Annotated in this window: 18 protein-coding genes; 8 read left to right on the top strand and 10 right to left on the bottom strand. The window is 73.0% G+C overall.

The genetic code is table 11. From position 1 onward, the window contains the following. Positions 1–95: 95 nt before the first annotated feature. Entirely contained in the window at positions 96–1133 is a 1038-nt protein-coding gene (locus ACYU96_RS11620) for an N-acetylglucosamine kinase (protein ID WP_460753286.1), read from the top strand. Between the two features lie 173 nt (positions 1134–1306). Here ACYU96_RS11620 and ACYU96_RS11625 read toward each other — a convergent pair whose 3' ends face one another. Further along, positions 1307–1777: a hotdog fold domain-containing protein gene (locus ACYU96_RS11625; RefSeq protein WP_460753288.1), complete on the bottom strand. Its 471-nt coding sequence runs from the start codon at positions 1775–1777 to the stop codon at positions 1307–1309. Positions 1778–1875: 98 nt separating this feature from the next. Between ACYU96_RS11625 and ACYU96_RS11630 the strand changes: the two genes are divergently transcribed. Beyond that, positions 1876–2496, top strand: coding sequence for a class I SAM-dependent methyltransferase (locus ACYU96_RS11630; protein ID WP_460753291.1), 621 nt, complete (start codon positions 1876–1878; stop codon positions 2494–2496). An 18-nt stretch (positions 2497–2514) separates the two neighbouring features. Here ACYU96_RS11630 and recQ read toward each other — a convergent pair whose 3' ends face one another. After that, a complete protein-coding gene (gene recQ, locus ACYU96_RS11635; RefSeq protein WP_460753293.1) occupies positions 2515–4377 on the bottom strand; it encodes a DNA helicase RecQ in 1863 nt (620 codons plus the stop codon). Between the two features lie 100 nt (positions 4378–4477). Here recQ and ACYU96_RS11640 point away from each other — a divergent pair, with 100 nt between their 5' ends. Then, positions 4478–5026, top strand: a complete 549-nt coding sequence (locus ACYU96_RS11640; RefSeq protein WP_460753295.1) for a GNAT family N-acetyltransferase — start codon at positions 4478–4480, stop codon at positions 5024–5026. Between the two features lie 24 nt (positions 5027–5050). Here the strand turns inward: ACYU96_RS11640 and der are convergent, their stop codons facing one another. The 7 genes from der to ACYU96_RS11675 all read right to left on the bottom strand — a co-directional run bounded on the left by der (position 5051) and on the right by ACYU96_RS11675 (position 11269). Continuing rightward, complete coding sequence (gene der / locus ACYU96_RS11645) at positions 5051–6637, bottom strand: ribosome biogenesis GTPase Der (RefSeq protein ID WP_460753298.1); 1587 nt, start codon at positions 6635–6637, stop codon at positions 5051–5053. Positions 6638–6661: 24 nt separating this feature from the next. Next, complete coding sequence (cmk, locus tag ACYU96_RS11650; RefSeq protein WP_460753300.1) at positions 6662–7426, bottom strand: (d)CMP kinase; 765 nt, start codon at positions 7424–7426, stop codon at positions 6662–6664. Positions 7427–7429: 3 nt separating this feature from the next. Further along, the gene (locus ACYU96_RS11655; RefSeq protein ID WP_460753303.1) at positions 7430–8356 is read right to left on the bottom strand and encodes a pseudouridine synthase; all 927 of its coding nucleotides are present in this window, start codon (positions 8354–8356) and stop codon (positions 7430–7432) included. Positions 8357–8417: 61 nt separating this feature from the next. Next, positions 8418–9110 (bottom strand): SMC-Scp complex subunit ScpB, encoded by a 693-nt coding sequence (scpB, locus tag ACYU96_RS11660; RefSeq protein ID WP_460753305.1) that lies wholly within the window; start codon positions 9108–9110, stop codon positions 8418–8420. Further along, positions 9107–10189 carry a segregation and condensation protein A gene (locus ACYU96_RS11665; protein ID WP_460753308.1) on the bottom strand — a complete coding sequence of 361 codons (1083 nt, stop codon included), beginning with the start codon at positions 10187–10189 and terminating at the stop codon, positions 9107–9109. Before ACYU96_RS11665 ends, scpB begins: the two co-directional genes overlap by 4 nt. Next, complete coding sequence (locus ACYU96_RS11670; RefSeq protein ID WP_460754586.1) at positions 10173–11063, bottom strand: ParA family protein; 891 nt, start codon at positions 11061–11063, stop codon at positions 10173–10175. Before ACYU96_RS11670 ends, ACYU96_RS11665 begins: the two co-directional genes overlap by 17 nt. Before the next feature lie 71 nt (positions 11064–11134). Then, positions 11135–11269 carry a hypothetical protein gene (locus ACYU96_RS11675; RefSeq protein WP_460753310.1) on the bottom strand — a complete coding sequence of 45 codons (135 nt, stop codon included), beginning with the start codon at positions 11267–11269 and terminating at the stop codon, positions 11135–11137. Positions 11270–11287: 18 nt separating this feature from the next. Between ACYU96_RS11675 and ACYU96_RS11680 the strand changes: the two genes are divergently transcribed. Continuing rightward, a complete protein-coding gene (locus tag ACYU96_RS11680; protein WP_460753313.1) occupies positions 11288–12157 on the top strand; it encodes an HpcH/HpaI aldolase/citrate lyase family protein in 870 nt (289 codons plus the stop codon). 148 nt (positions 12158–12305) lie between these two features. Then, positions 12306–13256 carry a site-specific tyrosine recombinase XerD gene (locus ACYU96_RS11685; RefSeq protein WP_460754589.1) on the top strand — a complete coding sequence of 317 codons (951 nt, stop codon included), beginning with the start codon at positions 12306–12308 and terminating at the stop codon, positions 13254–13256. 32 nt (positions 13257–13288) lie between these two features. On the opposite strand, the gene ACYU96_RS11690 is transcribed toward ACYU96_RS11685, so the two are convergent. After that, on the bottom strand, positions 13289–14350 hold the full coding sequence (locus tag ACYU96_RS11690; RefSeq protein WP_460753315.1) for a heme o synthase: 1062 nt from the start codon (positions 14348–14350) through the stop codon (positions 13289–13291). Between the two features lie 318 nt (positions 14351–14668). Between ACYU96_RS11690 and tkt the strand changes: the two genes are divergently transcribed. The 3 genes from tkt to zwf all read left to right on the top strand — a co-directional run bounded on the left by tkt (position 14669) and on the right by zwf (position 19603). After that, positions 14669–16777: a transketolase gene (gene tkt, locus ACYU96_RS11695; RefSeq protein WP_460753318.1), complete on the top strand. Its 2109-nt coding sequence runs from the start codon at positions 14669–14671 to the stop codon at positions 16775–16777. Positions 16778–16833: 56 nt separating this feature from the next. Then, positions 16834–17943 (top strand): transaldolase, encoded by a 1110-nt coding sequence (gene tal / locus ACYU96_RS11700; protein ID WP_460753320.1) that lies wholly within the window; start codon positions 16834–16836, stop codon positions 17941–17943. A gap of 103 nt (positions 17944–18046) precedes the next feature. Continuing rightward, on the top strand, positions 18047–19603 hold the full coding sequence (gene zwf / locus ACYU96_RS11705; protein ID WP_460753322.1) for a glucose-6-phosphate dehydrogenase: 1557 nt from the start codon (positions 18047–18049) through the stop codon (positions 19601–19603). Positions 19604–19617: the final 14 nt, after the last annotated feature.

Consider the following 19617-nt stretch of genomic DNA (forward strand, 5'->3'; position numbering starts at 1 on the left):
CGAAACTCTCTGACACCTCACCATCAGTCGGTGAAACTGTCTGTTTTTCGTGATTTCGTCGCGCACCGTCCGGTTCGTCATGCCACGATCAAGGCATGCGGACAGGGGAGGCCATGGGAGTTGCTTCCGGCACCATCGAGCAGCGTGACCTCGGGCTGACCTGGGAGGTCGGCATCGATGTCGGCGGCACCGGGTCGCGGCTGCGCGGCGCGCCGACCGGACCGGAAGCGGGCTCGGCCGAGCCCGTCGATCTCAGCGGAGAGCCGGTCCGCTTCACGTCGAGGAGGTCCGACGCGCCCGACGTCGTCGCCGACCTGTGCCGTCGTTTCGTCGAGCACGCGGGCCCGGGGACGACGGCGGCCGCCGTGGTCGGCATGCGCGGCCTGCGGTCCATGACGATCTCCCGCACCCTCAACCCCTACGACGTGCACGACGCCCTGGCCACCACGCTCGGCACCCTGCGCACCGCGGTCGCGAGCGACACCATCACCGCCCACCTCGGGGCGCTGCAGGGCCGCAGCGGCGCGACGCTCGCCGTCGGCTCCGGCGCGGTCGCCATCGGCGACGACGACATGGGCCGCCTGCACATCGCCGACGGTCTCGGCCCGCTGATCGGCGACAACGGCGGCGGGTCCTGGATCGGCGAGGAGGGCCTGCGGGCGGCCGGCCGCGCCAGCTACCACGACGCCCGCGGCTCGCACGCGCTGCTGACCGCCGCCGTCGCGACCCTCGGCCCGCCGGAGGTCTGGGAGTCCAGGCTCCGCGACGCCCCCGACCGCGTGCGGGTCCTCGCGGACTTCGCGCGCGTGGTGCTCGAGGCCGCATCCGACGGCGACGTCGTCTCCCAGCACATCCTGCGCGACTCCGCCGAGCTCCTCACCGGCTGCCTCGCCGCCGTCCTCAGCCGGCCCGGCGTGCGGCAGGTCGCCGCCACGACCGGCGGCCTGATGCAGGTCGGGTCACCGTTGCGGGCAGCCGTCCACGGGCTCATGCAGGTCAAGCGCCGCGGCGTGGAGCTGATCGACGCCGCCGGCCAGCCGCTCGACGGAGCGCTGCTCCTGGCCAGGCGACTCGTCGAGGACCCCGAGTTCCCGTCCTACCGGCCGCTGCTCACCGTGCGGGCGGCGCGATAGGGCGACCCGACGCCGCGCGCGAAGCCCCCGACAGCGACTCCCCCTCCTCCTCCGCGAACTCCTCCGCGGAGCGGGACCGCCGTCAGAGCCGACCGCCCCGTCTTGTGGGGTGATCGCGCTCCCGCCACGCGAGATGGCGTGGTCGGCGCCGGGCAGGCAGGCGGGGCAGGCTGTCAGGGTGTCGGGCGGGGCGTGACCCAGAGGTGGATCGTGCCCTCGGCGACGACTGCGCCGTCGTCGCGGCGGGCCGTGACGACCACCGGGAGGTCGGGGTCGTCCCGCAGCCATCGGGCCGGGTCCGACTCTGCCGTGCACGTGATGCTGCTCGTCGACTTCGCCGTGTAGGAGATCTCCATGCCCTTGGGGAGCCAGCGCTTGTGGTCGGGGACGGTGGCCTCGGCCATCGCACCCATCGCGGCCTCGAGCCCGTTGCAGACGGCGATCGCGTGCACGGTCCCGATGTGGTTCAGGACGGCCCTCCGCTTGGGGACGACCAGTTCGCCGTACCCGGGCCGCACCTGGGTGAAGCGAGGGTGGATGCTGCGGAAGTAGGGGACCTTGAGCCCGTATCCCACGCCGAAGAGACGCTTCCCGAACGGCCTGTCCGCCAGCCGTTGCCACAACGCGTAGACCTGAGTCGTCACGAGGTGGACTCTACCGTGCTGTGGGCAGAGTCAGTAGCGGCCCGGCGCCCGCGCCTGCTTTCCTGGACTGTGCCTGGACCCCATGTCAGCCTGCACCTATGGAATCTCCTGCGACGGCGAAGCAGCGCCGCCTCTGGGACCGCACCGCGGGCGAGTACGACCGTGGCATCGCCTGGTTCGAGCGCAACCTCCTGGGCGACGCCCGCGCGTGGCTCGGTGCACGCACCCGCGGCCGCGTCCTGCTCGTCGCGGTCGGCACCGGCCGCGACCTGCCGTTCCTGCACGACGACGTGACCTCCGTGGCCGGCATCGACCTCAGCCCGCCCATGCTGGAGCACGCCCGGCGACGCGCCACCGAGCTCGGCATCGACGCCCGCCTCCGCGCGGGCGACGCCGAGCGGCTCCCCTACGACGACGCCTCGTTCGACACGGTGACCTGCACGCTCGCCCTGTGCAGCATCCCGCGGCCTCGCGTCGCGCTGGCCGAGATGCACCGGGTGCTCGCCCCGGGCGGCCGGCTCCTGCTGGTGGACCATGTCGGCAGCACGTGGCCGCCGATCCGGCTGGGCCAGTGGCTCGTCGAGGCCTTCACCGTCCCGAGCGCGGGCGAGCACTTCACGCGCCGTCAGCTCCCGGCCCTGCGAGACCTCGGCTTCCGCATCCAGGAGAGGGACCGCTACGGGCTGGGCATGGTGGAGCGCGTGCACGCGGTCACGTGACGGCCTCACCGATGCCCCTCACCCGGCGACGATCTCCAGGATCCCCGCGCCGTACCTGGCGAGCTTGCTCTCGCCCACGCCGCTGATCCCGCCGAGCTCGTCCAGGCTCGCGGGCCGGGCGGTGGCCACGGCGCGCAGCGTCGCGTCGTGGAAGACGACGTACGCGGGTACGCCCTGCTCCTTCGCGACGCCGGCCCGCCAGGCGCGGAGCCGCTCGAAGAGCTCGGCGTCGCCGGCGGAGAGGTCGACGTCGGGTGCCGCCTTCTTCTTGGCTCTCGCCGCGGCCCGGCTCCGGGTGCGCTCGGGGTCGCGCCGGAGCCGCACCTCGCGCCGTCGCCCCAGGACGTCCGCACTGGCGTCGGTGAGCAGCAGCGTCCCGTGGTTGCCCTCCACGGTCAGCAGCCCCTGCGCCAGGAGCTGCCGCACGACGGTGCGCCACTCCCCCTCGGCCAGGTCCTCGCCCACGCCGAACACGGTCAGGCTGTCGTGCCCCCACTGGTTCACCTTGGGCGTCGAGCGGCCACGCAGGATGTCGACCACGTGCCCGACCCCGAACCGCTGGTTCCGTTCCTTGTCCAGCCGGTACACCGTCGAGAGCAGCTTCTGCGCGGGGACCGTGCCGTCCCAGGAGTCGGGCGGCATGAGGCAGGTGTCGCAGTTGCCGCACGGCTCGCTCGCCTGCCCGAAGTAGTCCAGGAGCTGCGAGCGCCGGCACTCGACCGTCTCGCACAGGGCGAGCATCGCGTCGAGGTGGGTGCCGAGGCGCCGGCGGTGTACGGCGTCGCCGTCGGAGCCGGCGATCAGCTTGCGCTGCTGGACGACGTCGGACAGCCCGTACGCGAGCCAGGCCGTGGAGGGCCGCCCGTCGCGGCCGGCGCGGCCGGTCTCCTGGTAGTAGCCCTCGACCGACTTGGGCAGGTCGAGGTGGGCGACGAAGCGGACGTCGGGCTTGTCGATGCCCATGCCGAACGCGATGGTGGCGACGATGACGAGGCCGTCCTCACGGAGGAAGGCGGCCTGGTTGCGTGCGCGGACGGCGGCGGGAAGTCCCGCGTGGTACGGGAGGGCGCGGATGCCTTCGTCGGTGAGGAGCCGGGCGGTGTCCTCCACGGACGCGCGCGAGAGGCAGTAGACGATCCCGGCGTCGCCGTCGTGCTCGGCGCGGAGCAGGTCGAGGAGCTGCCGCTTGGCGTTGTCCTTCGGCACGATGCGGTACTGGATGTTGGGCCGGTCGAAGCTGGCGACGAAGTGCCGGGCGTCGGTCAGGTCGAGACGGGTGGCGATCTCCTCGCGCGTGGCCTGGGTGGCCGTCGCGGTGAGGGCGATGCGCGGCACGTCGGGCCAGCGCTCGTGGAGGTGGGAGAGCTCGAGGTAGTCGGGGCGGAAGTCGTGGCCCCACTGGGAGACGCAGTGCGCCTCGTCGATGGCGAACAGCGCGATCTGGCCCTGCTCCAGGAGCCGCACCGTCGCCGGGACACGGAGCCGCTCGGGTGCGAGGTAGAGCAGGTCGAGCTCGCCGTCGAGGTAGGCGCGCTCGACGGCGCGCCGGGCATCGGCGTCCTGGGTGGAGTTGAGGAACCCGGCCCGCACGCCGAGCGCGTCCAGCGCGTCGACCTGGTCCTGCATGAGCGCGATCAGCGGTGAGACGACGACGCCGGTCCCCGGCCGCACGAGCGACGGGATCTGGTAGCACAACGACTTGCCGCCGCCGGTGGGCATGAGCACGAGCGCATCCCCGCCGGCGACCACGGTGTCGACGATCGCCCGTTGCTCCCCGCGGAACTCCTCGTAGCCGAACACCCTGCGCAGGGCGTCGAGGGCGGGGTCCACGGTGGTGTCGGCGAGAGTCACGGCGGCCAGTCTAGGGACGGTGACCGACATCCGTCACCGCGTCCGGGCGACCTGTGGATCGTCTCGTCGGCACGGCTCTCCGGCGGGGCGGCCGGCCACGCCCCTCCTGATCCGGCGGTAGGTTGGGGCCGTGAGCGAGACCAGGACCCAGGACGTGCCCGAGCTTGCCGTGCGGACCGCCACCCCGGCCGACGTCGAGCCGCTGGTGCGGCTCGTGACCTCCGCGTACCGCGGCGAGGCCAGCCGCGCCGGGTGGACCACGGAGGCCGACCTGCTCGACGGCGACCGCATCGACCCCGCCGTCCTGCGCACCGACATCACGCGCCCGCGCAGCAGGGTGCTGCTCGTGGACGACGGCGCGGGCCCGCTGGCCTGCGCACACGTCGCTGTCGAGGACGGTGCCGGCTACTTCGGGATGTTCGCGGTGCGCCCGGACCGGCAGGGGGGCGGCGTCGGCCGGGCGCTCCTCGCGGAGGCCGAGCGGGTGGTCCGGGGCGAGTGGGGCCAGACCACGATGCGCATGACCGTCATCGACGCCCGCGCGGACCTCGTCGCCTGGTACGTGCGCCGCGGCTACACCCGCACGGGCCGTCTCGAGCCGTTCCCCTACGGCGACACCCGGTTCGGCCGCCCCAAGCGCGACGACCTCAGGTTCGAGGTGCTCGAGAAGCACCTCTGACCGCCGCGACGGCGGCCCGGGGGCTCAGCGGCGGCGCTTCTCCCGGACACGGACCGACAGGGTGATCGGGGTGCCCTCGAAGCCGAACGTCTCGCGGAGGCGGCGCTCGATGAAACGGCGGTACTGCGCCTCGATGAAGCCCGTGGCGAAGACCACGAACCGCGGCGGGCGGGTCGAGGCCTGGGTCGCGAAGAGGATGCGCGACTGCTTCCCGCCGCGCAGCGGGTGCGGGTGCGCCGCGACGAGCTCGCCGAGGAACGCGTTCAGCCGGCCCGTCGGGATGCGCATGTCCCACGACCCGAGCGCCGTCTCCAGCGCCGGGACCAACTTCTCCGTGTGCCAGCCGGTCGCCGCCGACACGTTCACGCGCGGCGCCCACGCCACCTGCCCCAGGTCCTTCTCGATCTCCCGCTCCAGGAACGGGCGGCGGTCCTCGTCCATGAGGTCCCACTTGTTGTACGCCAGCACGAGCGCCCGCCCGGAGTCCACCACGTACGAGAGGATCCGCTGGTCCTGCTCCGTCAGCGACTCCGACGCGTCCAGCAGCACGACCGCGACCTCCGCCTTGTCCACCGCGGCCTGCGTGCGCAGCGAGGCGTAGAAGTCGGCGCCCTTGGCCAGGTGCTGCCGCCGGCGGATGCCGGCCGTGTCCACGAACCAGTACGGCACGCCCTTGATCTCGACCAGCTCGTCCACCGGGTCGCGGGTGGTGCCGGCGACGTCGTGCACCACCACGCGGTCCTCGCGCGCGATCTTGTTCAGCAGCGACGACTTGCCCACGTTCGGCCGCCCCACGAGGGCCACGCGCCGCGGCCCCACGGGCCGTGCCTCGCCGTGCTGCGACGCCTCGGGCAGCACGTCCATCGCGGCGTCCAGCAGGTCACCCGTGCCACGTCCGTGCAGGCCGGAGACCGGGAACGGCTCCCCCAGCCCGAGGGACCACAGGTACGCGGCGTCGGCCTCGCCCGCCGCGCCGTCCACCTTGTTGGCGCACAGCACGACCGGCTTGCCCGAGCGCCGCAGCATCTCGACCACGCGCTCGTCCGTCGACGTGGCGCCCACCTGTGCGTCCACCACGAACATCACGGCGTCCGCGAGCGAGACCGCCACCTCGGCCTGCGAGGCGACCTTCTCCTCGATGCCGGCGACGTCGACCTCCCAGCCGCCCGTGTCCACGAGCGTGAAGCGGCGCCCGGCCCAGTCGGCCGGGTACGACACCCGGTCCCGCGTCACGCCCGGCTGGTCCTCCACGACGGCCTCGCGCCGTCCCAGGATCCGGTTCACCAGCGTCGACTTGCCGACGTTCGGCCGCCCGACCACTGCCAGCACCGGCAGGATCTCCTCGGCCTCGGGCTCCTCGTCGATCCACTCGGACTCGAGGAGGGCCTCGTCCTCCTCGTCGAGCTCGAACTCGTCGAGCCCGGCGCGCAGCGCGCGCTCGCGCGCGACGTCGTCCTCGGTCTCGGCGATCTCGGGAGCCCCGTGCGCGGCACCGGTCCCGGTGGCGTCGCCCTGGGGTCCGACGTCCGCCGACGATGTCCGCCGGGTCCCCGTCTCGCCGGGCTCGCCGGACTCGTGCGGGTGTTCGGCCAGGCGCAGGTCGTCGGTCATTCGCTCATTCTCTCAGGCCGTCCGTCAGAGCGACGGCGCGGAAGCCGTCCTCGTACCTGTGACCTTGGCGACCACGGCCAGCACCGCCTCGATCGTCTGGTCGAGGTCCAGGTCCGAGGAGTCGACCGTGACCACGCCGTCGGCCGCGACCACGAACTGCGACACCGTCGAGTCGTCCCGGTCCCGCCGCACCACCTGGTCCCGCGTCGCCGCCACCGCCGACGCGTCCGCCGCCCCGTGCACGTCCAGCGCACGACGCCGCAGCCGCGCCTCCTCGCTCGCGGTGAGCAGGATCCGCACGTCGGCGTCGGGCGCCACGACCGTGGTGATGTCCCGCCCCTCGGCGAGGACCCCACGTCCGTCCGAGAACCCGCCGGCCCGCTCCACGTCGATCACCGCGCGCTGGCGCCGCTTCAGCTCGGCCCGCACGTCGAGGTTGGTCGCGACCTGCGAGACCACCTCCGACACCGCCGTCGACCGGATGAGCTGCGCGACGTCCGCGCCGTCCAGCGTCACGCCCGGCGCGGCCGGGTCCACGCCCATCTCCAGCGGCATCGCGACCACGTCCGTGGCGACCGCCGCGACGTCGGACAGGTCCGTCCCGCGCTGCGTGGACCACACCGTCGCCGCCCGGTACATCGCGCCCGTGTCCAGGTACGCCAGGCCGAGCCGCGCCGCGACGGCCCTCGACACGCTCGACTTGCCCGAGCCGGACGGGCCGTCGACCGCGATGACGACGGGGGTGCGCACAGCATTCACAGGGGTGATCTCCTCGGTCGCTTCAGTCACTCGTCACATCTCCACGTCGGCCATCAGCTGACCGAGCTCGACCCGGCCCAGCACCCGCGTCCGGCCCGGCTTCAGGTCTCCCAGCCGGATCGCCCCGATCCGCGTGCGCACCAGCCGGATCACCGGCCGCTCCACCGCGTCGAACATCCGCCGCACGATCCGGTTGCGGCCCTCGTGCAGCACCACCTCCAGCAGGGTCGCCTCCGCGCCCTCCTGCAGCACCTTCACCGAGTCCATCCGCGCCGGGCCGTCCTCCAGCTCGATCCCCTGCGTCAGCTCCTTGAGGATGCGGGGATAGATCGAGCCCTCGACCGTCACGACGTACGTCTTGGAGATCTCGTAGCTCGGGTGCGACAGCCGGTTCGCCAGCTCGCCGTCGTTCGTCAGCAGCAGCAGACCTTCGCTGTCCGCGTCCAGGCGGCCGACGTGGAACAGGCGCTCGCTGCGGTCCTTGACCATCTCCCCGACCGACGGCCTGCCCTGCGGGTCGTGCATGGTGGAGACGACGCCGTCCGGCTTGTTCAGCGCGAGCGTGATCTTGTCCTGGTCGAGCTGGATGCGCAGCCCGTCCACGTGGATGACGGCCTTGACCGGGTCCACCCGCAGGCCGAGCTCCGTCACCAGGACGCCGTCGACCTCCACGTGGCCGCGGGCGATCAGCTCCTCGCACGCCCGCCGCGAGCCGAGGCCCGCCTGGGCGAGGACCTTCTGCAGCCGCACCCCGTCGGCGACGTGCACGTCGCGGTCGGGCTCGGCGTCCTGCGCACGGCGGCGGGCCGGCCGGTCCGGACGGCCGGGCCGGGGGTTCGGCCCGCGCCCGCCCTGCGAGCGGCCCTGGCCGGCCCGGTTCTGTCCGGCGGGCCCGCGGCCGCTCTGGCCGGTGCGGTTCTGGTTGTTGCGGCGGCTCCCGCCGCGGCTTGACTGGTTCATCGTTCCGTTTCGGTTCGTCTCGTGGTGCTCGGTGACGCCGGGCTCGGTGGCACCGGGCCGTTCAGTCCAGACCGTCGAGCATGTCCAGGTCGGGAAGGTGCGGTGCCAGGGGCGGGAGCTCGTCGAGCGAGTCGTAGCCCATCCGCTCCAGAAAGTATCCCGTGGTTCCGAACAGGACCGCACCCGTGACCGGGTCCTGCTCGATCTCCGCGATGAGCCCGCGCGTGAGCAGCGTCCGCACGACGCCGTCGACGTTCACCCCGCGCACCGCGCTGACCTGGCCGCGCGTGACGGGCTGCCGGTAGGCGACGACAGCCAGCGTCTCCAGCGCGGCCTGGCTGAGCTTCGCCGTCTGCCCGTCGAGCACGAACCGGCCGACGACGTCGCCGTGCGCGGTCGACGAGTAGATGCGCCAGCCGTCCTGGGTGCGCCGCAGCTCGAAACCGCGCGGGCGCCCGCCGAGCTCGCCACGGTACTCGTCGGAGATCTCCTCCAGCAGCTCGCGCACCTCGACCGACGGCAGCGCGAGCGCGACCGCGAGCCGCTCCTCGGCGACGGGCTCGTCGGCGACCATCAGCACCGCCTCCAGCGCGGCGCGCGCCCCGCCGGGCAGCTCCTCGACGTCGACGAGGGGAAGCTCGGCCTCGGGAAGCACGGGCGACGCGGTCGCGGCCCCCTCCCCCGTCGCCGCGGGCGCCGTCCCGGGGACGGCGCCGTTCGCTGCCTCGTCCGTCAGCTCCTGCGTCTCGCTCACTGTGCTTCCTCCACCGCCGGCGCCGCGCCGTGCGCGCTCGCCGGCTCCCCGGTCTCGTCACGTCCGGACGGCTCCGCCGGCAGGGGCGGCGCCGTCAGGTCTTCCTCGTCGAACTCGCTCGGGCCCGCGTCCGGGTCGAGGTACTGGGCGCCGTCGCTCGGGCCGGCCGCCCAGCGGACCGTCAGCTCGCCGAGCGAGGTGACCTGCTCGAACCCGACCAGGCGGTCCCGGAACAGCTCCAGCAGCGCGAGGAAGCGGGCCACGATCACGACGCGGTCCGCCCCGGCGGTCAGCGCGCGGAACGTCAGCACGTGCTCGGCGCGCAGACGCCGCACGATGTTGCCCGCCTCGTCGCGCACGCTCACGGCAGGCGCGTGCAGGTGGGTGAGCGACACCTCGGGCGGCGGCTTGGGCTGCAGCGCCTTCGCGGCCAGCGCGGCGAGCCGGTGCCCGTCCACGGTCCACTTCAGCTCCGGCAGCAGCGCCAGGAGGTGCGGCTCCAGCGGCGTGAGGCGCGGCACCCGGCGCCCGGCGTTCGCCATCCGCTCGGCGAGCACCGCCGAGACCTCCTTGTAGGCACGGTACTGCAGCAGCCGGGCGAACAGCAGGTCGCGCGCCTCCAGCAGCTCCAGGTCCTCGAGGTCGTCCTCGACGACCCCGGGCAGGAGCCGGGCGGCCTTGATGTCCAGCAGCGTCGCCGCGATGACGAGGAACTCCGAGGCGACCCCCAGGTCCCACGACGGGTGGTCGTCGCCGCGGTCGGCAGCCTCCTTCGCCGCCTCCTCGGCAGCGCGGATGTGCGCCACGAACTCGTCCGTCACGGCCGCGAGCGCCACCTCGGTGACGTCCATCTCGTGCTTGGTGATGAGGCTCAGCAGCAGGTCGAACGGGCCGGTGAAGTTGTCGAGGTGCACCTCGAAACCGCCGGCGGTGCGCTGGGGGACGGGGCCGTCGCCGCCCGCCGGCGGTGCTCCGTCCGCGGGGGCCGGGGCCGCGCCCGTTCCGTCGTCGCTGGAGGCCGGGGCGCCGTCGGACAGGATGTCGCCGGGTGCCTCCAGGACCTCAGGCGGCGTGGCCACGGGCCACGAGCTCCCGGGCGAGCTGGCGATACGCGGACGCCCCGGGGTGGCCGGGTGCGTAGGCGGTGATGGGCTCGGCCGCCACGGTCGCGTCCGGGAACTTCACGGTGCGGCCGATCACGGAGTGCAGCAGCGTGTCGCCGAAGGCCTCGTGCACGCGAGCCACCACCTCACGGGAGTGGAGGGTGCGCGAGTCGTACATGGTGGGAAGGATACCGTCGATCTCCAGGGCCGGGTTCAGCCGGTCCCGCACCTTCTCGATGGTCTCGACCAGCAGCGCGACGCCGCGCAGCGCGAAGAACTCGCACTCCAGCGGGATGAGCACACCGTGCGCGGCGGTGAGCGCGTTCACGGTCAGCAGGCCGAGCGACGGCTGGCAGTCGATGAGGATCACGTCGTAGTCGTCGACGATGGGGCGCAGCGCCCGCGACAGCACCGACTCGCGTGCGACCTCGCCCACGAGCTGGACCTCGGCCGCGGACAGGTCGATGTTCGCCGGCAGCACGTCCAGGCCCTCGATGCCGGACGGGATGAGCACGTCCTCCACGCGTACGCCCCGCTCCATGAGCAGGTTGTAGACGGTGATGTCGAGCTCGTGCGGGTTGATGCCGATCCCCACCGACGCGGCGCCCTGCGGGTCGAAGTCGACGAGCAGCACCTTGCGACCGTGCTCGGCCAGACAGGCGCCGAGGTTGATGGTGGTGGTGGTCTTCCCGACGCCACCCTTCTGGTTGCACATCGCGATGATGCGGGCCGGGCCGTGACTCGTCAGGGGCGGCGGCTCGGGAAGCTCCGGCAGGACCCGGCCCACCACGTCCCGCGGGGCGTCATCCGGCTCGGGCCGTTCACCGGGCGTCGGACCGACGTCGACCATCGTGTCCGTCATCTCGCCCGCTCCCTCCGTACGGCTGGGTGCTCGCTCACGCCCGTCACGCTATACCAGGCTCATGCCAGGAACTCGCCGAAACCCCGGCGTGCCCGAGATTCCCCGCCGTCCCGCCACCGGACGACGTCACCCGACAACCCGCGCGGCGGAGCCTTGTCGACGACGACGTCGACGCCCGGCGCGCCACCGGGCATAGCATCGACCCTGTGACCGTGACCGACTCCACAGACCTCACCGCCCGCCGCGCCACCCGCGAGAAGACCCGCGTCGCACCCGACTACGCGCGCTCCTGGCTCCTGCTCTCGGCGATGCGGACCGACGCTTTCGACGACGCCCAGCTCTCCCGCGCCGACCAGATCCTCCTCGACTGCGAGGACGCGATCGACGACAGCCTGAAGGACGAGGCGCGGGGGCGCGTGATCGAGTGGCTGCGCGGGGGCGGCACCGGCTGGGTCCGGATCAACGACCGCACCTCGGAGGCCTGGGCCGACGACGTCGCGCAGCTGCGCGACGTCCCGGGGCTCGCCGGCGTCATGCTCGCCAAGACCGAGTCGGCCGACGACGTCGTCGACACCGCGCAGCGCCTCGGCGGCGAGGTCCCCGTGATCCCGCTCGTGGAGTCCGCCCTCGGCATCGAGGAGTCCGTGAACATCGCCCGCGCGCGCGGCACGTTCCGCCTCGCGTTCGGCTCCGGCGACTACCGCCGCGACACCGGCGCCGCGAACGAGCCCGTCGCCATGGCGTACCCGCGCACCCGCCTCGTGCTCGCGAGCCGCATCGGTGGCCTGCCCGGCCCCGTCGACGGCCCCACCGTCGGGTCCGCGCACGCCCTGCTGCGCGAGCAGTCCGCCGACGCGGTCGCGCTCGGTATGACCGGCAAGCTCTGCCTCGACCTGGAGCAGCCCGCCGTCATCAACGAGTGCTTCAGCCCGACGCCGTCCGACGTCGCCTGGGCCGTCGACTTCCTCGCCGAGTTCGAGGCCGCGGGCAACGTCATCCGCGACGGCTCCGACAAGCCGCGCCTCGCCCGGGCCCAGGTCATCCGTAGCCGCGCGGAGCTCTTCAACATCAACCCGTCGTGACCCGCCGGGCCTCCGGGCCCACCGGCGCGAACGTCCCCGGCGTCGACACGGCCGACGCCGTCGACACCGGGGGCGTCCCCGGCAGCCGCCCGGCGTGTCCGCCTCCGGCGGCGTGCCGCAGGAGGCCCGCGGAGGGTCTGACGGCATCATGGACGCCGTGACCAGCCCGACAGAGGTCGACGACGCCCTCGACGAGCCCCTCCGCGACTACCTCGCCCACCTGGGCGTGGAGCGCGGACTCTCCGCGAACACCGTCGCCGCCTACCGGCGCGACCTCGCGCGGTACGCCACCCACCTGGCCGGGCTCGGACGCACCCGCATGCACGACGTCACCGAGGCCGACGTCCTCGCCTACGTCGACACCATCCGGCAGGGCGCCGACGGGCGCGCCCCGCTGTCGCCGTCGTCCACCGCGCGGGCCCTCGCGGCCGTCCGCGGCTGGCACCGGTTCGCCCGTGCCGAGGGCCTGTCCGGCACCGACCCGACCACGGAGGTGCACGCGCCCACCCGGCTGCGCCGCCTGCCGCACGCGCTCGGCGTGGACGAGGTCGCCCGCCTGCTGGAGGCGGCCGGCACGGGCGACGGACCGGTGCCGCTGCGCGACCGCGCGCTGCTCGAGCTGCTGTACGCGACGGGCGGGCGGATCTCGGAGATCGTCGGCCTGGACGTCGACGACGTCGACGACGCGCCCGTCATCCGGCTGCGCGGCAAGGGGGACAAGGAACGGGTGGTGCCCGTCGGCTCCTTCGCGCGCGAGGCCGTGGAGGCCTACGTCGTGCGGGCCCGGCCGGAGCTGGCCGCCGCGGCGCGCCGGCGCGGCACGCCCGCCGTGTTCCTCAACATGCGCGGGGCACGCATGTCGCGGCAGACGGCGTGGGCGGCGCTGCAGGCCGCGGCCGGGCGCGCGGGGCTGGACGGGGTGTCGCCGCACACGCTGCGGCACTCGTTCGCGACCCACCTGCTCGCGGGGGGTGCGGACGTCCGCGTGGTCCAGGAGCTGCTCGGCCACGCGTCGGTGACGACCACGCAGATCTACACGATGGTCACCCCGGACGCCCTCCGCGAGGTCTACGCGGCGACGCATCCCCGGGCCCGCTGACGCGCGCGGCGCACGGCACCGGTGCCGACGGCTCAGAACGGCAGGAAGACGTCCACCGCGACCGCGAGGAACAGCACGGACAGGTAGCTGATCGACGCGTGGAAGACCTTCATCGCGCCGAGGCGCTTGCCCGCGGCACCCTGCTTGGCCCGGCGCAGCATGAGGATCGTGGAGGTCAGGAACCACACGCCCAGGCCCGCGGCCACGACGGTGTACACCCACGTCATGCCGGCGAGCGGGATGAGCACCAGCGAGCAGGCGATCATCGCGAGCGTGTAGCCGACCATCTCGGCGGCGACGCGGCGGTCGTCCGAGACGACGGGCAGCATCGGCACGTCGGCGGCCGCGTAGTCCCGCTTGAACTTGATCGACAGCGGCCAGTAGTGCGGCGGCGTCCAGAAGAAGATCACGCCGAACAGGGCGAGCGCCGACCAGCTCAGCCCGCCCGTCACGGCGGCCCAGCCGATGAACACCGGCATGCAGCCCGCGATGCCGCCCCACACGATGTTCTGCGGCGTGCGCCGCTTCAGGATCATCGTGTAGCCGACCACGTAGATCGCGATCGCCGCCGCCGTCAGCCACGCCGCCGCGAGGTTCACCACCAGGGCGAACCAGGCCAGCGCCAGACCGCACAGGATCCAGGAGAACACCAGGCCCGCCCGCGGCGAGATCTCGCCCGTCGCCAGCGGCCGCCGCTTCGTGCGGTTCATCAGCCGGTCGATGTCCCGGTCCAGGTACATGTTGAACGCGTTCGCGCTGCCCGCCGCCAGCGACCCGCCGACCAGTGTGGCGAGCATCAGCCAGACCGACGGCCAGCCGCGCTCGGCCAGGACCATCGTGGGGATCGTCGTGACCAGCAGCAGCTCGATCACGCGCGGCTTGGTGAGCGCCACGTACGCGCCCGCCCGGCGCAGGAACCAGCCGCTCGCGCGGCGGTCGTAGTTGGCGAGGCCCTCGCGGACGTCCGCGCTCTCGCCCGTCGGGACGGCGTCGTCCGTCGTCGGCTCCGTGACGCCCGACGGTGCGCTGTCCGAGGACGGCGCCGCGGCCCCGGCGGCAGAATCGCGGGCCATGGACGACGCTGGTGTGCTCACGGTGCGGAGTTTCCGTTCGGACGGCGGATCGGGCCTGCTCATGGTACGACGACGGCACCGTGGTGCGCGCACCCGGCAGGGCGGCCGAACCTGTGACGTTCGCCCCGATCCGGGACCCCTTCTCCGGCTCACCGCCACCAGGACGCCGACCAGGGCCGCGGACCCGTCTGACAGAGTGCGGACACCCCGGGACGGCTGTCAGTCTGCGGCTATAGGGTGAGTCGAGGCATCCGCGGCGGCCCCGCTCCAGGCGGGATCACGCCGCTCACCGTACGACCCGCGCGGCCCCGTCAGCCAGCGGTGAGAAGAGGATTCGAGATGACGTTCGACCCCCGCCTGACCCCGTTCGACTGGTCCGAGCTCGACCAGCGCGCGGTGACGTCGATCAAGGCGCTCGCCGCAGACGCCGTGGAGAAGGTCGGCAGCGGACACCCCGGCACCGCGATCTCCCTGGCCCCCGCGGCCTACCTGCTGTTCCAGAAGACGATGCGCCATGACCCGGCCGATCCGGCGTGGGTGGGTCGCGACCGCTTCGTGCTCAGCGCCGGGCACTCCTCCCTGACCCTCTACCTCCAGCTCTTCCTGGCGGGATACGGCCTGGAGATGGAGGACCTCGCGGCACTGCGCACCTGGGGCTCCAAGACACCCGGCCACCCGGAGTACCGCCACACCGAAGGGGTGGAGATCACCACCGGCCCCCTCGGGCAGGGCCTTGCCTCCGCCGTCGGCATGGCGTTCGCCACGCGTCGCGAGCGGGGCCTGCTCGACCCGGAGGCCGCCCCCGGCACGTCGCCGTTCGACCACCACGTGTACGTCATCGCCTCCGACGGCGACCTCCAGGAGGGCGTCACCAGCGAGGCGTCGTCGCTCGCCGGCCACCAGCAGCTCGGCAACCTCGTCGTGATCTGGGACGACAACAAGATCTCGATCGAGGACGACACCGACATCGCGTTCACGGAGGACGTCCTGGCCCGCTACGAGGCCTACGGCTGGCACACCCAGCGGGTGGACTGGGCCTCGCGCGGCACCGGCTACGCCGAGGACGTCGACGGGCTCGCGGCCGCCCTGGACGCCGCCCGGTCGGAGACCGGCAAGCCGTCGATCATCGCGCTGCGCACCATCATCGGCTGGCCCGCGCCGACCAAGCAGGGGACCGGCGGGATCCACGGTTCCGCGCTCGGCACCGAGGAGGTCGCGGGCCTGAAGCGGGTGCTCGGCGTCGAGCCCGACCTGTCGTTCCACATCGACGACGACGTGCTGGCGCACACCCGCGCCGTCGCGGAGCGCCAGGGCGACGAGCGCCAGGCCTGGGAGAAGGCCTACGCCGCGTGGCGGACGGCCAACCCGGACAACGCCGCGCTGCTGGACCGGCTCACCCGGCGCGAGCTGCCCGCGGGCTGGACCGGCGAGCTGCCCGAGTTCCCGGCCGACACCGAGAAGGGCATGGCGACCCGCGCGGCGTCGGGCAAGGTCCTGAGCGCCCTGAAGGACGTCCTGCCCGAGCTGTGGGGCGGCTCGGCCGACCTCGCGGGCTCGAACAACACGACGATGGACGGCGAGCCGTCGTTCGTCCCGTCCGAGCACGCCACCAAGAAGTTCCCGGGCGACCAGTACGGCCGCACGCTGCACTTCGGGATCCGCGAGCACGGCATGGGCGCGATCCTGAACGGCATCGTGCTGCACGGCCTGACGCGTCCGTACGGCGGCACGTTCCTCCAGTTCGCCGACTACATGCGCGCGTCGGTCCGCATCTCCGCCCTCATGGAGATCCCGACGACGTTCGTGTGGACGCACGACTCGATCGGCCTGGGCGAGGACGGCCCCACCCACCAGCCCGTGGAGCACCTGGCCGCCCTGCGCGCCATCCCGAACCTCGACGTCGTGCGCCCCGCGGACGCCAACGAGACCGCCTGGGCCTGGCGCGGGATCCTGGAGAACACGCAGAACCCGGCCGGCCTCGTGCTCACCCGCCAGGGCGTGCCGACCTTCCCCCGCGGCGCCGACGGCTTCGCCGGCGCCGAGGACACCCTCCGGGGCGGCTACACCCTCCTGGACACGGACGGGACCCCGGACGTGATCCTGGTCGGCACGGGCTCCGAGGTGCAGCTCGCCGTGCGGGCGCGCGAGCTCCTCGCGGCCGACGGCGTGCAGGCCCGTGTCGTGTCGATGCCGTCGGTCGAGTGGTTCGCCAGGCAGGACGCGGACTACCGGGAGCAGGTGCTCCCGGCGGACGTGCGGGCCCGCGTGTCGGTCGAGGCAGGCATCGCGCTGGGCTGGCGCGAGATCGTGGGCGACGCCGGTCGCTCCGTCTCGCTGGAGCACTACGGCGCCTCGGCGGACTACAAGACGCTCTTCACGGAGTACGGCATCACGGCCGAGGCCGTGGCCGGCGCCGCGAAGGACTCGATCGCCGCCGCGGCCTCCTGAGCAGCGTCTCGCCCCCACGAGGGGCCCGAGCGTACGTACGAGAGAGGAGCAGGCACATGAACGAGCAGGCGAACCCCACCAAGCGGCTGTCCGAGGCAGGCGTGTCCATCTGGCTGGACGACCTGTCGCGGGAGCGGCTGGACACGGGCAACCTGGCCGAGCTGATCGAGACGAGGGACGTCGTCGGAGTGACGACGAACCCGACGATCTTCGCCGGCGCCCTGTCCCGCGGTGACGCGTACGCCGGGACCCTCGCCGAGCTGGCCGGGACCGACGTCGAGGCCGCGGTCGAGAGGATCACCACCGACGACGTCCGTGCCGCGGCCGACGTGCTACGCGGCGTGTACGACGCGTCGGGCACGGTCGACGGCCGCGTGTCGATCGAGGTGGACCCGCGCCTGGCGCACGACACCGCAGCCACGATCGAGGTCGCGAAGCGCCTCTGGGCCACCGTCGACCGGCCGAACGTCATGATCAAGATCCCCGCCACGATCGAGGGCCTGCCCGCGATCACCGCGGTGCTGGCCGAGGGCATCAGCGTGAACGTCACGCTGATCTTCTCGATCGAGCGGTACCGGGCGGTCATGGACGCGTTCATGGCCGGCCTGGAGGCCGCCCGGGCGAACGGGCACGAGCTGGGCCCCATCGGCTCGGTCGCCTCGTTCTTCGTCTCCCGGGTCGACTCGGAGGTCGACAAGCAGCTCGAGGACGTCGGCTCCGAGGAGGCGCTCGCCCTGCGCGGCCAGGCCGCCATCGCGAACGCCCGTCTCGCCTACGCGGCCTACGAGGAGTCGTTCGCCGGCGAGCGCTGGTCCGCCCTGGCGGCGGACGGCGGCCACCCGCAGCGCCCGCTGTGGGCGTCCACCGGCGTGAAGAACCCGGAGTACCGCGACACCATGTACGTCGACGAGCTCGTCGTGGACGGCGTGGTGAACACCATGCCGGAGAAGACCCTCGACGCGTTCGCCGACCACGGCATCGTGCTCGCCGACACGGTCACCGGGACCGCCGGCACCGCGGCGGCGACCGTGGCCGCGATCGAGGCCCACGGCGTCTCCATGGACGGGGTCACCCAGCTCCTGGAGGTCGAGGGCGTCGGCAAGTTCGAGAAGAGCTGGGAGGAGCTGCTGGCCACCACCCAGGCCGGCCTCGACGAGGCGGGCTGAGCCCGCGTCGCGCGGACCGGGGCCCTGGCACGGGCCCGGTCCGCGCAACGGCACCGGCCGCAGGGCCGGCGCCGGCACGTACACACAATCCCGGAGGACGTCGTTGCGACCAGCAAGGATCAGTGCCGACCACAACCCGCTCCGTGATCCCCTCGACCTCCGCCTGCCCCGCATCGCGGGGCCCTGCGGCCTGGTCATCTTCGGGGTCACGGGTGACCTGGCGCGCAAGAAGCTCATGCCCGCGGTGTACGACCTGGCCAACCGCGGCCTGCTCCCGCCCGGCTTCGCGCTGACGGGCTTCGCCCGCCGCGAGTGGGAGGACCAGGACTTCGCCAAGATCGTGCACGACGCCGTCAAGGAGCACGCCCGCACCCCGTTCCGTGAGGCCACCTGGCGCCAGCTCGCCGAGGGCATCCGGTTCGTGCAGGGCTCCTTCGACGACGACGACGCGTTCGAGCGCCTGCGCGAGACCGTCGAGACGCTGGACGCCGAGCGCGGCACCGGCGGCAACCACGCCTTCTACCTGTCCGTGCCGCCGAGCGCGTTCCCGCTGGTGTGCAAGCAGCTGTCGAAGCACGGCCTGTCCACCCCGGACACCTACACGGCCGACGGCGAGGCCTGGCGGCGCGTCGTCATCGAGAAGCCGTTCGGCCACGACCTGGCGAGCGCGCGCGAGCTGGAGTCCGTCGTCTCCGAGGTCTTCTCCCCGGACTCGGTGTTCCGCATCGACCACTACCTGGGCAAGGAGACCGTCCAGAACATCCTGGCGCTGCGGTTCGCCAACCAGATGTTCGAGCCGATCTGGAACGCGAACTACGTGGACCACGTGCAGATCACGATGGCCGAGGACATCGGCATCGGCGGACGCGCGGGCTACTACGACGGGATCGGCGCCGCGCGCGACGTCATCCAGAACCACCTGGTACAGCTCCTCGCGCTCGTCGCCATGGAGGAGCCCATCACGTTCGACGCCGCCGAGCTGCGCGCCGAGAAGATCAAGGTGCTGTCCTCGCTGCGGCTCCCCAAGTCGCTGGGCCGGCACACCGCCCGCGGGCAGTACGCCCCGGCCTGGCAGGGCGGCGAGGAGGTCAACGGCTTCCTGCAGGAGGACGGCATCTCGCCGGACTCCACCACCGAGACGTACGCCGCGATCCGCGTGGACGTGGACAACCGCCGCTGGGCGGGCGTCCCGTTCTACCTGCGCAGCGGCAAGCGGCTGGGCCGCCGCGTCACCGAGGTGGCGGTGGTCTTCAAGAAGGCGCCGCACCTGCCGTTCGAGTCGTCGCTGACCTCCGAGCTGGGGAACAACGCCCTGGTGATCCGCGTGCAGCCCGACGAGGGCGTGACGATGCGGTTCGGCGCGAAGGTGCCGGGCACGGCCATGCAGGTGCGCGACGTGACCATGGATTTCGGGTACGGGCACTCGTTCACCGAGTCGTCCCCCGAGGCGTACGAGCGGCTCATCCTCGACGTCCTCCTCGGCGACCCGCCACTCTTCCCCACGCACGAGGAGGTCGAGCTCTCCTGGAAGATGCTCGACCCGATCACCGCCTACTGGGCGAAGCAGGGCCGGCCGGAGCAGTACGCGTCCGGGACGTGGGGGCCGCCGTCGGCGGACGAGATGCTGGCCCGCGACGGCCGGGCCTGGCGGCGACCATGACGTCGCCGGCGCTG

The organism is Myceligenerans cantabricum, assembly GCF_054777735.1.